The organism is Pedobacter sp. (assembly GCF_041645105.1).
In the GTDB taxonomy this organism is placed as follows: Bacteria; Bacteroidota; Bacteroidia; order Sphingobacteriales; family Sphingobacteriaceae; genus Pedobacter.
The window spans coordinates 57,718-74,050 of the sequence record NZ_JBAZQQ010000010.1 but is presented as its reverse complement, the minus strand read 5'-3'; the positions used below and the strand labels follow the sequence as shown (position 1 = coordinate 74,050).

Annotated in this window: 13 protein-coding genes; 1 reads left to right on the top strand and 12 read right to left on the bottom strand. The window is 36.6% G+C overall.

All coding sequences use genetic code 11. The features are described from left to right. Window positions 1-27 precede the first annotated feature (27 nt). Window positions 28-1,725 carry a sensor histidine kinase gene (locus WC623_RS22985; protein ID WP_372855582.1) on the top strand — a complete coding sequence of 566 codons (1,698 nt, stop codon included), beginning with the start codon at window positions 28-30 and terminating at the stop codon, window positions 1,723-1,725. 10 nt (window positions 1,726-1,735) lie between these two features. Here the strand turns inward: WC623_RS22985 and WC623_RS22980 are convergent, their stop codons facing one another. The 12 genes from WC623_RS22980 to WC623_RS22925 form a co-directional block, all read right to left on the bottom strand. Next, window positions 1,736-2,659: an endonuclease/exonuclease/phosphatase family protein gene (locus WC623_RS22980; protein ID WP_372855580.1), complete on the bottom strand. Its 924-nt coding sequence runs from the start codon at window positions 2,657-2,659 to the stop codon at window positions 1,736-1,738. Window positions 2,660-2,735: 76 nt separating this feature from the next. Beyond that, a complete protein-coding gene (locus tag WC623_RS22975) occupies window positions 2,736-4,658 on the bottom strand; it encodes a DUF5689 domain-containing protein (RefSeq protein ID WP_372855578.1) in 1,923 nt (640 codons plus the stop codon). 30 nt (window positions 4,659-4,688) lie between these two features. Next, the gene (locus WC623_RS22970; protein ID WP_372855576.1) at window positions 4,689-5,264 is read right to left on the bottom strand and encodes a hypothetical protein; all 576 of its coding nucleotides are present in this window, start codon (window positions 5,262-5,264) and stop codon (window positions 4,689-4,691) included. Window positions 5,265-5,271: 7 nt separating this feature from the next. Then, window positions 5,272-5,850 (bottom strand): hypothetical protein, encoded by a 579-nt coding sequence (locus WC623_RS22965; RefSeq protein WP_372855574.1) that lies wholly within the window; start codon window positions 5,848-5,850, stop codon window positions 5,272-5,274. A gap of 29 nt (window positions 5,851-5,879) precedes the next feature. After that, the gene (locus WC623_RS22960; protein ID WP_372855572.1) at window positions 5,880-6,734 is read right to left on the bottom strand and encodes an endonuclease/exonuclease/phosphatase family protein; all 855 of its coding nucleotides are present in this window, start codon (window positions 6,732-6,734) and stop codon (window positions 5,880-5,882) included. 10 nt (window positions 6,735-6,744) lie between these two features. Then, the gene (locus WC623_RS22955; protein ID WP_372855570.1) at window positions 6,745-8,223 is read right to left on the bottom strand and encodes a RagB/SusD family nutrient uptake outer membrane protein; all 1,479 of its coding nucleotides are present in this window, start codon (window positions 8,221-8,223) and stop codon (window positions 6,745-6,747) included. Between the two features lie 35 nt (window positions 8,224-8,258). Next, window positions 8,259-11,582 carry a TonB-dependent receptor gene (locus tag WC623_RS22950; RefSeq protein ID WP_372855568.1) on the bottom strand — a complete coding sequence of 1,108 codons (3,324 nt, stop codon included), beginning with the start codon at window positions 11,580-11,582 and terminating at the stop codon, window positions 8,259-8,261. Between the two features lie 227 nt (window positions 11,583-11,809). Then, window positions 11,810-12,970 carry a FecR family protein gene (locus WC623_RS22945; RefSeq protein WP_372855566.1) on the bottom strand — a complete coding sequence of 387 codons (1,161 nt, stop codon included), beginning with the start codon at window positions 12,968-12,970 and terminating at the stop codon, window positions 11,810-11,812. 85 nt (window positions 12,971-13,055) lie between these two features. Next, the gene (locus tag WC623_RS22940) at window positions 13,056-13,619 is read right to left on the bottom strand and encodes an RNA polymerase sigma factor (RefSeq protein WP_372855564.1); all 564 of its coding nucleotides are present in this window, start codon (window positions 13,617-13,619) and stop codon (window positions 13,056-13,058) included. Window positions 13,620-13,808: 189 nt separating this feature from the next. Next, the gene (locus tag WC623_RS22935; protein WP_372855562.1) at window positions 13,809-14,390 is read right to left on the bottom strand and encodes a DUF4199 domain-containing protein; all 582 of its coding nucleotides are present in this window, start codon (window positions 14,388-14,390) and stop codon (window positions 13,809-13,811) included. Between the two features lie 13 nt (window positions 14,391-14,403). Beyond that, complete coding sequence (locus tag WC623_RS22930) at window positions 14,404-15,075, bottom strand: hypothetical protein (protein WP_372855560.1); 672 nt, start codon at window positions 15,073-15,075, stop codon at window positions 14,404-14,406. Beyond that, the gene (locus tag WC623_RS22925; RefSeq protein ID WP_372855558.1) at window positions 15,068-16,330 is read right to left on the bottom strand and encodes a dihydroorotase family protein; all 1,263 of its coding nucleotides are present in this window, start codon (window positions 16,328-16,330) and stop codon (window positions 15,068-15,070) included. Before WC623_RS22925 ends, WC623_RS22930 begins: the two co-directional genes overlap by 8 nt. Window positions 16,331-16,333 lie beyond the last annotated feature (3 nt).

The following is a 16,333-nucleotide window of genomic DNA, read 5'->3' as shown; positions in this document are numbered from 1 at the left end:
TATTTTTATCCTTATTTTTGCACCCAAATGAAAGTAAACTATACAAGAACGCTCGCAAGGAAAATTCTCCTAACATTTATTCTATTTGTTATTCTTCTTGCTGTTGCTGCTCTTTTTGTACGTAGTTCTATTACGAATAAGTTAGATCGCATCTCTAAATTAGCCAATAATGTAGAGCATAATCTTAAACCGGAACAGGCCCTTTTATTATTACATCAGGCTGAAGATGACTTTCAGGAATCGTTGTTAGACATCAATGGACCTAAAATTAATGAGTATAAAATAAAACTATCGCTGGCCTTTACAGAGATAGATACTTTATTAAAAACACAGACCGATGTTACAGAATTAACAGCTTCACAAGGTGACCAGGTAAAAATCTGGTATACAAAGAAACTTGAATTATCGAATAGACTGTTCGAGTTAAAACATAATTTCGACTCTCTCCTTACAGTATACGCCCAATTTAATTCAGCAACTCAAAACAATCCAGTTGAAGTTGTTACTAAAACCAGATCAAGTAAAAAGAAAGTCAACAGTGTAGCAGATACCATAAGAAAAGATATATCTGCAGAAAAGAAGGGGCTTTTTGGAAGATTAAAAGATGCAATATCCAATAAACCTGGAGCGAGTGGTAGAATCGTTGAAATACACAAAAACAATAATGTTAACAATACAGATCTGACTACCCAAAGAATTGTAGCTCTTAATAGAGAAGACAATGCCAAGAGGCTAAGAGAATTGCAGCAGCACAACGTCCAAATGCTGAATATGCAAAGAGAACTCATATCCTTGAATAGTCACATCAGCAATGAATTACAACGTATCTTAAATGATCTTAAAGAATTAAATTATAGAATGGCCGATGAGTTGAAGGAAATGGCCTTTAAAAATTATCAGGAAACTACATCCCTACTGAATAAATTTTATCTGGCGGCCTTATTCCTTGTTGTTTTGTTTGCTGCGCTTCTGATTATGTTTATTATTCAACTCAATAAATCTGAGCTTCAGTTGTTAAAAGAAAACGAAAGATCAGTAAATATAGCGCAGCAAAAAATGGAATTGCTTACGCACATGACTCACGAAATCAGAAATCCTTTAACGGCCATTAAAGGATTTCTATATATTTTCGGAAAAACTGAGTTAACGCAACGTCAGTCTGACATGTTAGCATCCATCAAAGGATCATCAGATATGTTACTACGTACTTTAAACGATACTCTTGATGCCGCAAAAATGGAAACTAGTGAACTAAAAATAGAAAGTGACCCTTTTAAACCATACTCAACTATTGAACAGGTAATTGAGAGTATGAGCTATAGCGCCACTAAAAAGAAACTTGAAATTCATTATAACTTTAAAGGTATTAAAGAAGCCACCGTACTGGGTGATGGCTTCCGACTAAAACAGGTAATGGTTAACTTGTTAAGTAATGCAATAAAATATACCAATGAAGGACAGATTACAATCAATGCTGAATTACATAATGATGCCCGTTTACAGGTTGATGTAGTAGATACAGGTATGGGTATCAGTCCCGATCAACAGGCAAACCTTTTCTCTCAATATTACCAAACCAGTTCTTCAAAAGGTCAGGTAGGCACTGGACTGGGACTGTACATTTGTAAACAGCTGGTCGAAATGCAAAAAGGGAAAATCAGTGTTAAAAGTGAATTGGGCACCGGTACAACTTTCAGCTTCTATATTCCTTACCAGCCAGCTTAAAAATTAGCTTCTAGTTATCTTCAAAACTTAGATCAATCATAACGGGAAAATGATCTGAAGGATATCTGCCATTAAAAGAATCCGCTCGTATAGCCCAACTATTTACTTTCAATGTTAATCCACCTTTTAAAAAGATCTGATCAATCCTTCTATCTCCAGTCGCATTGACATCATATCCATTAAAAGTACTTCTGGTCGTATTAGTACGATCAGCTGCCAATTCATAACTGTCAATTAATATTTTTCCAGCTCTGATTTGCGAATAGAAGATATCGTGCTGACTAAAATTAAAATCACCCGTAAGCACTGCCGGATAGCCTTTAGATATTTTAGGAATAGTATCTAATAAGAGCTTTACACTTTTTTCGCGCGCTTCTGTTCCCGTAAAGTCAAGGTGAGCATTAAAAAAATAGAACTGTTTATTGGTTGATTTATCTTTAACAAGTGCCCATGTACAAATTCTCAATTGCCCTGCTCCCCAATCTTTCCCAACAACTGTAGGTGTGCTACTAAGCCAAAAACTATCCCAGTTAAGAATTTCTATCTTGTCTTTTTTATATACAATATCGACGGTCAACTGTCTATCAGCAGTCACACTCCCATTCACACTTTTACCTACATAAGCATAATCAGGCATCAAGCTCATCATATCACTCAGTTGACTAAAATAAGCCTCCTGTACTCCTACTATATCAGGGCTATACTTATCAAATACATTGGCTACCAGTGTTTTTCTATTTACCCAAGTATCTGCGGGATTAGCTGGGTTTGAATTGTTATACTCAATATTATAAGTAGCTATTTTTATTGGGCTTAGCCACTTCGTTTCTTTAGGTGGGTCTATTGACGGTTTTACTTCTGGTTCAGTTGTTGATTTCTTGCTACAAGAGCTCAATGCGAAAGCAACTAAAATAATCAATAAGTATTTTTTCATCTTTGAGATATAAGAGGGTATAAATTTTTGATTATAAAGAGGCTGTTCAATTATTTTGGACAGCCTCTTTATAACTTTACTTCTGTTCTAAGATTACTTTGAGAATATTAATCCTGTTACCTCTAAACAACTGGGTAGCTATTCCAGGTGGCTGTGGAGACCGATTAATAATTTGTACCAGAACCTTTTTATCCGTTGGAATATTTGGAGAAAAATCTGCAGTGACAATTACACTCTTACCAGCATCTTTTGTTCCAAGGCTTGTCCAGCTAGTACCATTATCTGTCGAGATCTTAACTTCTACCCTGAATACAGGACCAATATCTGCTGGATCATTATGAGAAACAAACTCAACCTTAATGCGTTTCAAACCATTAATATCAAACTTATTCTGAATAAATCCAGGCCCAGGAATTGCAGCATCACGGTTGTTAACACCAACTAATCGTGGAGACATCGGTCTCCAATCCTTAGGCTCAAGGCCATACAATAATGCACCATCAAATGCCCAAACACCACTAGGCGATGTAACATTTCCTAAAGGATACAATCCTTTTACAGAAGCTGTTTCAAAAGTTTCCAAAATATAATCCGGATCCTTTGCAGGTGCAGTACCTCCATAAACAACATCAGATTGTTTACGTATTTTAAACACAGCTTCTCCGTTTAACATTGCAAAATACCCTGTAACAGAAGCAGTTCCATCAGTAATATTTATACCACTGGCATTAGCTATTTTTAAGTTTATTCTACCAGAATTATCTCTTATGCGATATACTTTTTCAGTTGTAAATGCATCATACAAGAAAACCTGTAAGTTATTCAATTGCACCAGAGTCTCACTTACATTATCTGTAATCATATTGGCAACTGTTACAATTTTCTCTGGATACTGATACGAACCTGCATTTTGAACATCTGCACTAGTTACACCTGTAATGGCTAAACGACCATTAACCGTAGCTACAGTTTTACCAGCCACATTAATAATCAAAGCAGCACCTAATGGATAGCTTTGAGTATTTAGTCCTGCTATAAAAATACCACTGCTGGCATCTTGAACTGTAATACCCGCTGTTTCACTTACTCCAGATGAAATATTCACCACCTTTAAAACAGTTCCTGGGGCTATTATATTCCCTTCATTTAAAGCTCTTATACCAGCAATAACTCTGGTCAAACTTATATCGCCAGAACCTGCACAACGGATACCAGTTAAGCCCTCACCGTCATTTTCATGAAGTAAGCGTAATTCTTTCCTACCATTATTAACCGTTAATAAACCAGTTATATTTCCACGACCATCTTTAATTTCTTGAGCTGCAACAGCAGATTTCTTATCAGTAATTACATAGACTTCATTACCACCACAATCCTGTAAAACAACCTGCTTGCTATCCTGACTATCAGAAGGTCCAAAATTACCATCGATATCTTCATTGATCACCTCTACATCTTTTAAAGCGATCAATCTCTGGTTATGATTGTTCGTTATTTCTGCAATACCTATTGCATCAACAGGTATACTTTGATCTTTAGCTCCAAGTCCTATCCTCTCTTTTAAGTTTTGTCCGCTTAACGCTTTTAAAACTCCAGCCTCCAAAGCTCCCATGACTAAAAAAGAACCTTCTCTTTTAATCGTTAAGCCTTTGGCTTTAACAAAAATTAAAGTTCCCTCTTCATATTTGCTCAATTCCTCTTCAGCAACCTTAATGGCCAATCCGGATTGATCATCTTGTATCCAAACCATTGAATTTGCATTTTGTCCGGCACCAGAGCCAACAACAAAACCCCAAATTACAGCTTCGCTTTCAATGGTCTTTCCACTTTCTGCATTCTCTACGAGCTTAGAGATCGTCGTATTCACAGGAAATCCCGGAATTTCCTTTATTTCCTCAGCAGGTACATCCTTCTTACAAGAAAGCAAGACTCCTGATGTGATAAATATCCCCAATACAATTGAGCAGATATTTTTAATAAATGTCTTATTCGAATTCATAAAATTCTATCAATTAAATTATTAATCGTTTTAATTATGGCACTCCATTTCAATGAGTGTGATATTAATTCTGTTAAACCTATTCAGTTTTGGTGCAGATGCATTCACAACCTTTACTTTCAAAACCTCATCTTTTTTTGTATTTACTTTAAATACCCCAAAGGTTTCTTTTCCTTTATCATATCTGCCCCTGCTCGTACCAACAGATTCCCAGCTTTCGCCTTTATTTCTTGAAACAAATACCTCAACCTGAAAATATCCTGGATCTGGCTTATGTCCAATGAAGCCTACTTTAATACTTTTAAGTCCTTTTAATTCAAAAGATGTAGTAATACTTCCCGGCTCATCATCTATAGAAAATGCGGCCAATAGTCTTGGTGACATTGGGCGGTAATCATTTGGTTCTTTATCCCAGACCAATGCATCTTTAAAAATCCATACCCCATTCGAAGTCGTAACTTCACCTTCAGGATAGCGTCCCTTCTTACTCGCCTGTTCAAAATTTTCTGATAAGTTTTTTTCAGTCTTTACCTGAGCATGTACTTTTTGTACAACCAACAACATTAATAGCGCAAAAGCCATTTTTATATTTAGTAATTTCATCATCTGATTGTTATTCTGAATATTCAAATTTTACTTCTGTAATGTTAACCCTGTTTAAGCGATTAGACTTTGGAGCGGATGCATTCACGATCTTTACACGATAAGCGTCATTGCCTTTATTGTTAATCTTAAACTCAGTTAGTGTCTCCTCTTCTTTTGTCGGATCACCTCTTCTAACTCCTAGTGATACCCAATTCTTTCCCTGATCTTTTGAAACAAAAACCTCTACAGCAAAATAGCCTTCATCAGCTTTAAAGCCTATAAATCCTACCTTCACCAAGGTTAATCCTTTTAAATCGAAGTTTGTACTGATATAACCATTCTCAGAATTTGCTGACCGTGGACCTAATACCCTTGGCGACTTAGGACGTATATCCATTTTCTCATTTGGCGTTAACAAAGCCCCATCAAAAGTCCATTCTCCGTATGGACTATAAACTTCTGCTATTGGATATTGTGGCTTATTCTGCGCATCCAGAAAGGTTTCTAAAAGCACCTTTTTACCAGGCTTTGTACTTTGTGCAAATGCTTCACTAACTGTCGAAAACACGACACTTAGCATAACAGCACATATTAATTTTATACTCATTTCTATGTTCTATTTTAAATGAATCATTTTTACTTTGACAATGTTAACAGCACAGGATAATGATCAGATACAAAATGGGTAAATGGATTATAAATGATCTCACTATTCTTGATCTTCTCTTTTAATACTCCATTAACCCATATGTAATCTATCCTGATCGGGTTGTTTGTCCCAGATGTAGCATAATACTTTGTTGGACAAGAAAGGCTAAACTTCTTGTTTACCTGCCAGAAGGTATCAATAAAACCTGCTTGCTGAATTGCGCCAGTAACACTGTAATCAAAATTGCCATTATTGATGTTTTTGCTTTTTCCTTTGATGGCTTTTTCCAACCTTTCAGCACTATAAACCTGACTATCAACTGCCGACAGCGAATTAAAGTCGCCCATCATGATTACCTTTTCCTGAGCCATCAATGGCTTTGCAATTTCTAAGATACTTTGGATTTCAACAGCACGCTTTTCCCAATCAAAAGGGTTTAGATGCAATACCATCACATTATAATCCAAAATTTTAGCCATTAACAAGCCATGGTGTAATTGTTCTTTAACCTTTTTAACATCAGTAATTGGATATTTCGAAGAAAGAGCGATCGGACAACAGCCTCCTGTTTCCATAAATACAGTATATTCATGCCCGTAGCTTTTAGCAAAAGCCTTAAAACTCTCGGCAGTAAACTTACTCATCTCCTGAAAACCGATAACGTCTGGCAATTCCTTTTCTATCCAGCTTTTAAATTTTTGTTTGTAATGATCATTGTTATTAAAACCGGTAAGTACATTGTAAGACATAATCTTTAGCTCTTTCTCATTCGCAAAAGCAATGTTGTGAAAACTACTTAAACACAAAATCAGGACAAACAAGGACCTACATAATTGTTTCATATCTAAATATTTAATAGCCATTATTTTGTTCTAATGCCGGATTCTTAACCTTTTCTAATGCTGGAATAGGATAATATAGATTGTATGGTTTTACATTCGCTGCCGCAGCAGGGTAATCTACAGATACAGACTTTATACTTTCATAAAAAATACCCCATCTTACAATATCCCATTTACGAACATATTCTCCCGTTAGTTCTCTTCCTCTTTCCTTTCTCAACTCTTCACGCATGGTCCGCTGGTCTGTTAGAGAAACACCATTCGTATTTGCTCTAAGCCTAACCAAATCCATATAATACTTGGCATCATCCAATTCGTCCAACTCGATCAAAGCCTCAGACATCATAAGCAATACATCTGCATAGCGCATAAAAATGATATTTCTACCGCTTGCAATATTTATAGAATTCACATCCCAGAATTTTGGTCCTAACCATGGTAATGATCTGTTTTTAGATCGATTGAACTCCTTACCATTAAATGAGTAAGCCAATACATTGGCTTTACGTGTATCTGTTGTGGTATAATACGAAATAAGTCTGCGGGTAGGAAGTACGGCACCATATGTAGTTGAAGAACTACTGCCCAGATCAACCCCGTCATAAACACTTGTGCTTCCAGATTTTGGAGCAGGCATACACCAGTTATAAATCTGATGAGACCTCATAATTCCTGTTGGAGAATAAGAATACTGAATTTCAAAAATAGACTCTTTGTTATTCTCTACTTTATAAATATCTGCATAGTCAGTATTCAAACTATAAACTTTATCGTTGATCACTTGCTCCGATGCCCACTTTGCTTTCTCCCAATTCTTATTAAATAAAGCCAATTTGGCTATGAGGGTGTATGCAAAACCTTGTGTGACGCGTCCAAGATCATTACCTACTGCAGTTTTTCTTAAAAAAGGAGCATAATGTTCTAAGTCCTCAATTAGTACATTGCGAATAGAATCAGCGCTGCTGCGCGGCTGAACAATTACTTTATTCACATCATCTTCATTCTCTAAACCTTTATCCCAATAAGGAACATCACTAAATGTGCTGGTTAAAAAGTAATAATATAAACTTCTTAAAGCAAGAGCTTCTCCTACCAGTTTATTCTTATCATCTTCAGATATCGGCGATTTTTTAATTGCAGTAATGGTATTGTTTGCATACATAATTCCTTTGTAAGCATGTCTCCATACCTCCTGTCCAACTCCCGGTGCCGAAGGAGTATAACCAAAATTACCATTCAGGTTTCTTTCGGTGATCATAACCACCAGGTCTGTACTTCCCTCTGCTGCAATAAAGAAATCTATATTGGAAAAAAGGTCGTACAACACTGGATAAACTCCATTTACAGCAGCCTGGCATTCGGCTACACTCTTGTAAAAATTAGATGGAGCAGCATTATTTTTAATATCCTCTTCCAGAAATTTAGAACAACCTGTGGTGACTAAAATCGCTGAAAACAGAATAGCAATTTTTAAAAAATATCGTTTCATATTCAAATCGTTTATTCAAAAACTAATTATATCAGTTAAAATTTAGTAGATAAACTAAATGCAATGGTTCTGTTCTTTGGATAAGCACCATCATCCTTTCTCCTTACCGTTGAAGAAGAGTTACTGCTCACATCCGGATCATATCCATTGTACTTAGTCCACAGATAAAGGTTGGTTCCTGTTACATAAAGACTAAGATTTTTCAATGCTTTTATCGGCATATTATTCTTATTAAATGTGTAACCAAAACGTGCAGATGCTAATCGGATATAAGAAGCGTCATGTAAAAACCTATCCGTTGCTACAAAATCCTGCGAACCAACTCTTGGAATATCAGAATATGGATTATTAACAGGATGCCATCTGTTTACCATGTATTGAAATTGATTTGGTCCTACATAACCTGTTCCTTGCTTAAATTCAATAGGATTATACATTTTTGCACCCCATGAATACTGCATAAACACATCCAGCTCAAAACCTTTAAAAGTAAAGTTATTGCCTAAACCTCCATGTATTTTAGGCTCAGATTGTCCCAGATAAACCTCATCAGCCTCACTTAAAACACCGTCTTTATTTTCATCAATATAACGTTGTCTACCCGGCTGATAAAAAGTAGGAATAGAAACAAATTCAGTACGTAAATTATCAATATCCTCCTGCGATTTCCAGGTTCCTGCATATTTCACTCCATACAATCCTGAAACAGGTTTTCCTACTTCATAACCATACATGTAATATTGGGGCGCAGCATAATTGGTTTCTGTGGTAACACGAACAAGTGGCCCTAAGTCAAGCACCTCATTTTTATTGGTCGAGAATGTAAAAGTACTTCCCCACTTAAATCCAGATAGCGCTTGTACGTTAACCGTGTTTACTAAGAACTCCAATCCGCGGTTACGAGTCTTTCCTAAGTTGACCAATCTACTTGGGTAACCCACTTGCTGAGCTAACTGAACGGTCAATAATAAATCCCGTGTTATTGTATTATAAGCATCTAAAGTAAAAGTTACTCTTTCATTGGCCATCTTTATATCTAAACCTGCATTCCATTGCGATGAAGTTTCCCAGCTTAGGTTATCGTTAGGAATATTTGTTGAATAATAGTTTACAGGAATAATCCCATTAAAAATGTAGCCATTATTATTAGCAGTTAATTTTGCTAAAGAACCATAAGATGGAATAGCCTGGTTTCCAGAAGTACCATAACTTATACGAAGAGAGGCATCACCTAGTGCATTTCTAAATGGTTTCATCCATGATTCCTGCAACAGCGCCCATTTGAACGCACCAGAAGGGAAAAATGCCCATTTATGATTAGCTGAAAAGTTAGAGGAACCATCGACTCTACCTGTAAAAGTAAGGTAGTATTTTCTCTTATAATCGTAATTCAACCTGGCTAGAGCCGAAACCATTGCTGTTTCATCGAAATTCGAAGTAACTGTAGTTCCTGCAATTTCTGCAGCCTGCATATTGTTGTCTTCAACAGCATCTACCAAATACCCCTGGCCTCTTTGCCATTGATTAACGGCTTTTGTTTTTTGCATGGTCCAGCCACCCAGTACGCTTAGTTTGTGTTGATCTGCCCAGCTTTTAGCATAAGAGATCGTAGTTTCACTTAAAAGCTTTTCATAAGTATAGGCTTGTTTAACTGCATAACCACCTTGTTCTAAAAACTTTCTTCTTGGTAACTCTCCCGGATCATAACGACTTACATTCAGGAAATAATTGGTATTGCTGAAAGCAGATTTAATTTTCAGGTTTTTAACAGGTTCGTATTCTAAAAAGAAGTTTGTCCATAAGTTTTTACGATATGAAGTATTCTTCATCATATTAACCATAGCAACCGGACTGTTGATTACCCCGCCTGAATACCATCCTGGATTCCAATCTTCATAATCACCAGCACCATCCTCACCACCATCATATACATTCATTACCGGCGGAATAGCCAGGGTAGAATTCCACCAGCCCTCGTTCGAACCGATATCAACTTTGTTGTTCTCTGTAACTGTCGATGAATAATTAAGCCTTACTCCACCTCTTAGCTTTTGAGAAAAAGTCTTATCGAGATTTAACCTGCCCTGATATCTTTCAAATCCAGAAGCTTTAATTACTCCCTTTTGATTGGCATAGTTTCCTGAAACATAATAACGCAGACTAGGTACACCACCAGAAACAGATATCGTATGATTGTTATATGGCGCAACCCGGGTAACCTCTTTTGTCCAGTTTGTCCCCTCACCAAGTGATGCAGCATCAGGATAAGGCAAATTCACTGCGTTAGGATTAGACAATAAGGTATTTTCATTGACCATTTCTGCATATTCACGGGCGTTCATCATATCCAGATACCTTGGTAATTGAGCAAATCCAGCTTCTGTATTGTAGGTAAACACATCCTTGCCAGGCATACCTTTTTTTGTAGTGATGATGATCACACCATTTGCTCCCCTGGAGCCATAAATGGCAGTAGATGAAGCATCCTTTAATACCTGTATCGATTCAATATCGGCTGGATTAATATCACTCAAACTTCCAGCATCGATAATACCATCTACCACGTACAAAGGTTCATTATCAGCATTGATCGACCTTGTTCCACGAATACGAACAGATGTACCTCCACCAGGTTCACCACCTGCAGAAATCAGATCAACACCTGCAATTCTTCCCTGCAACATCTGATCTACCCTTACCACAGGCATCTTTTCAAGGTCTTTCATATTAACACTTGCTACCGCACCGGTAAGGTCGCGTCTGGTTACCTCACCATAACCAACAACAACTACCTCGTCCAGGCCACGTTGTTCTTCTGTTAATACGATTTCTTTATAAGCAGCAGAGCCTACCCTTACTTCGACAGTTTTAAAACCGAGCATTGAAAACATCAGAATATCATTCTTTACAGCTTTCAGAGTAAAACTACCCTCCTTGTCAGACACTGTGCCAGTAGTTTTTCCTTTCAGCTTTATGCTGACCCCTGGTAATACCTTTGGTGGGCTCTGTCCGTCCACAACTCTACCTTTTACCGTTAAGATCGTGTCTTGTAAAGCCGCTGGCACTACTCGCTTCCTTGTAATGATAACAGTTTTATTACTTATCGAATAAATAAACGGCTGCCCATTTAGACTTTTGGTTAAGGCCTGCTCTATTGTAGAATTTTTAATGTGAATGTTTATTGGCCTGGCTTGTTTCAAGTCATTATACTTGTAAAAGAAGAAGTATCCACTTTGTTTTTCTATTGCCGAAAACACATCTTCGAGCGGTATATTCTTTCCAGAAAGATTAATATTCTGAGAAAAACTTTTGGCACCGACATGCAGGCAAATAGTTAATAATATTAGCGTAAGTTTCATGATTAGAAACATTTTTTGCGGTAAAACCCATTGAATAAAGGCTTTACCACATAAGTTAAATTTCATACTTTTGTAGGATTGGATTAAATAATAAAATGATCTGTCAAATGATTTTTTGTAGCTTGATCCTATACGGAAGGTGCTGGAACACCTTCCGTTCTTTTTGATCTGCCATTTCTTTTCTAAGTCTGTTTCTTGGTCATATTGCTGGTTTTGGTTTTATTTGGTTAAAATTTTATAGTGATTTTTTTGCCCTTAATTTCATATCTAATCTGATTCAGCTCTAATACCTTTAGCATCTCAGAAATATTTTCAGATCGTCTGATCTTACCTATATACAAGTCTTCAGATACATCCCCTTCATAGACCACTTCTATATCATACCATCTTGCCAATTGTCGCATGATGTAACGTATGTCTTGTTTGTTGAATTTAAAATACCCGTCTTTCCAGGCTGTAGCCTCTTCTATATCAGCCTGGCTCACCTCTATCTTATTAGGCTGATTAACAATTGCCTGTTCTCCCGGCAGTAAAACATCTTGTGTATTTCCTGTAGCTACCTTTACAGAACCTTCCAATAAAGTAGTTTTAATCTGCTTTTCATCAGGATAAGAGCTTACATTGAAATGCGTACCCAACACTTCTATATTAACATCTTTAATTTTTACAATAAATGGCTTGGTTTTATTTTTAGCAATTTCAAAATAGCCTTCTCCAATCAGCTCTACCCGACGTTCACTCCCCTTAAACATTGTAGGAAAATGCAATGATGATTCTGCATTAAGCCAAACTTTACTACCATCAGGTAATACCAACTGGTATTGTTGTCCACGTTTAGTAGTTAGCACATTTCTGGGTTCAGTATTATTCCTGGCAACCATATCCTTACCCGTAAAAGAAGGGGACGATTGCATATCATATATAATCTGACCTGCAGCATTTTTACGGATTACTACACCTGTCTGCGTGGCCAGATCTCCATTGACAGCATCAGATAATATAATCTTCTCTCCATTATCAAGTGTTAATGTTGCAGCGTTCTTATCATCTATTACTGGTTTTGTAATCTTTACCTGTTGTACAACTGGATTCGATTTATCCAGATATAAAAATAAGCTGGTACCAAAAGCGACAAGAATAACTGCCGCAGCTGCGGCATAAGAATACCAACGACGAGATATCCCTTTACGAGGAATATCGGTATTGGTACGTTTTTCCAAGATTGCCCACATTTCAGCCTTAACACTTTCATCATCTACCTCTAGCTGATCCTTTTCTCTTTTATCAATTTCATTTAAATACCAGGCTTCAACAATTGCCCGTTCTTCGGGTGTACAGTTACCTGCAAGGTATTTTTTGTATAATGTTTCCGCTTGTTGGTTCTTCATATCTGGCGACAGCATAAAAATAGCTGTTTAAGTATAAGAAAGCTGAACGAACGTTTTGTATAAGATAAAAATGAAATATTTTTATTTAGAAGATAGAAAACAGAAAATTGATTCTGGAACGCAGAATTTTAAGCGCATTACTCATCTGCTTTTTAACCGTATGATCAGTAATACTTAACTCATCAGCGATCTCTTTGTAGGAATAATCATGCTTCCTGCTCAATTCAAATACTACCCTCATTTTTTCAGGTAAATTTGCCAACTCAGCCTCTATTCTTTTTGTAAGCTCCTTTTCATTCACAAGGTTATCAGTACTGCATTCTCCTTCTTCAATTGCCTGTTGTAAAGAATCCATGTATTTTGTCCTCACCTTACTGTGATCTATCTGATTTAAAGTCCTATTTCTAACAGAGGCATACAAAAAAGCAGATAAGGAAACCTGAAATTCAAATTCCGCTCTTTTTACCCATAGCATAGTAAATACATCCTGAATAACATCTTTTGTCTGCTCAGCATCCTGCAACATTCTTAACGAATGTCGGTATAGGATGCCCCAATACCGGTTATAAATTTCTTTATAAGCCATGTGATCTCCATTTTTCAATAAATGAAGCAAATCAGCGTCCTTATGATCACTATATTCTGACATGATAAAAAAAATCCCTGGCTCGTGGTTTGGTATAATGGATGCCAATATTATAGATTAATTTCCAAATGATAGCAAAGTATAGTGTTATTATATTGTTAAACTATATTTTTAAGCAATTTTAACACATAACAAAACAGGTCGCTCATGATTTATGATGCGACCTGTTCATTTTATAGAATAGTCTTCCGATTAATCAAATGTAGGTTGCAAAGGCTTTTCCTTTTTAAATACCGCTCCAAAAAGTAAAGCAACAACAAATACGATAATTACTCCAATAACATGTCCTTGTATGGTTTGCATGATAGTACCTTTATTTTTTTGATCGAATTGATTGTTCATTTCTTCAATTTTCTTATCAATAGTATCTTCATCTATCCCCTGGCTTTTCATCATTGATGATGTCGTATTTACGACAGTTGTCTGAATTCTTGTAGTCATATCCTTTTCAATAAATTTATTAAAAATCACACTTCCCACAGTAGATAAAGCATAAGCCGTAATAAACATGATAAAAATACCAGATGTAGCCTGTCTCAATGTCCAGAATCCACCGATCTTTTTTCTAAGATCAAAGCAGAAAAATACTGCAACAATCAAGGGGATGACTAAACTAAATATCATAGGAACAACAAAAACCGTCATCATTGATTCAGCCCCTACTAGCAAATAAGAAGTAATAATACCTAATACCAGGGAAATTAACCCTATACCTACCCCATTTTTTAAAGCCTCAGGCTTTAAACGCTCTATAGTTGATGTATTTGTAGTCATAATTTGATTATAATTAAGCTTCGTTGAATGCTGAAATCAGTGCATATACAGCTATATCGAATTCCTTATTAGCACTATAGCTATTCAGATCAGCAATCACCTCAGCATTAGCTTTTGGTTGATGGAAGAAAACCATAAATGGCACAAATAACTCTTCCATTTCTTCTGCTACTTCAATCATTCCCGCGTGACTACAAATGTCTTCCACACTACTATCTACCAATTGTTGGTTGCTGATCAGGTCTTCATAAATATGAAATTCATCCTGGAACTCGTCTTCTTCAACTAGCAAAAACTCTTTTAAGAAATCATCCAGCTCAGGTTTAATCTTTTCATCGTGACACTCGTTAATGTATAACAACAAGTTCAATAATTCTGTTCCTCTATCAATCGTTTCCTCCTCAATATCAGCCCATTCTTCAGAATCCAGATAATCCTCTTCCAATTTCTTCACGTCATTAGCAAAGAAATTAATCATCAGTAGATCGAAGAAAACCTCTCTTAACTCCTCAAATGCAGGATATTCATCAAAAGCAGCATCAAACTCTTCTACTTTTTCTAAAAAACCTAAATCTTTACTAAATACTTCAATTAAATTGTCTTTTAGTTTTACTGAATCATTTCCCGATGCTGTTGAAAACTTATCCAGTGATGCAACCAGCGCAGCTTTTACATAATTATCCATATGATTGTGATTGTTTGTTATTGTATACCAGCTTTACTTTACCGGTTAATTTCTGATTTAATAAAGGTGAATTTGCAGATTTAGATAAATTATTAGCTGCATTAAATATCCACTCTTCTGTTGGGTGATATACTGTAAAGTTCGCCTCTGCTCCTTTTTCTATTACCGGGGCAGTCATCCCTAAAATGGTACGTGGATTTATAGCCAGTTTCTCAGCAATCTGTGAAGCATCTAAGCAGGCCTTAAGCAATAAAGGCAATACGGTTTGTAAAGCGATAATACCATAAGCAGCTATTTCAAACTCCACATTCTTAAATTCTATTTCATGCGGACGATGTTGCGAGCTGATCGCATCAATAACACCATCCTTTAATCCAGCTAGCAAAGCCTTTACATCAGCTTTTCCACGCAAAGGAGGTTTCACTTTATAATTGCTATCAAAATCTGATAAAAGTTCTTCTGTAAACACCAGATTATGTGCTGCTACATCTGCAGTAATTTTAAGCCCGTCTTTTTTGGCTTTTTTCAGCAAGGCAACAGAGCCGGCTGTAGAGATATTACTGATATGAAGTCGCGCATCATGATAAGTTGCCAGGAATATATCTCTGCTGATCTGCATTTCCTCTGCTAATGCAGGAACACCTTTCATCCCTAACAGCACACTATTTTTACTTTCGTTAATCTGCGATTTGCCTGCTATTGATTTATTCTCCGGATAAACCATCAATAAACATCCAACACCTTTAGCATATTGCAGGGCACGGCTCATAAAACCATCATCAGCAATAGGCTTATTACCTTCAGAAAATGCAATAGCTCCAGCCTCCTGCATGTCATATAGTTCAGCAAGTTCCTTTCCTTCCAAATGCTGACTAATAGCGCCTAGAGGCAATACATCAACTAAATTTCCCTTTGCTTTATTAATGATATATGCTACTTCACCTTTGGAATGTACAACAGGTTTTGTATCAGGCAGAACTGCAAGTCCAGTAAATCCTCCAGCCGCAGCAGTTGCAGTAGCAGTATCAATATCTTCCCTGGTCTCAAAACCAGGATCTCCTACAGAACAGTTCAAGTCAAAAAAACCTGGAGATAGAATCATTCCTGCACCATCAAATACAGTCTCACCTTTTCCCGGACTTAATTTACTGTCTATAGCTATTAGCTTACCTTGTTCTACCCGTACATCACATTTCTGCTTGTTAAACTTACTATTGGGATCGGCAATGGTTACGCCTGTGATGAGAAGATTCATGTT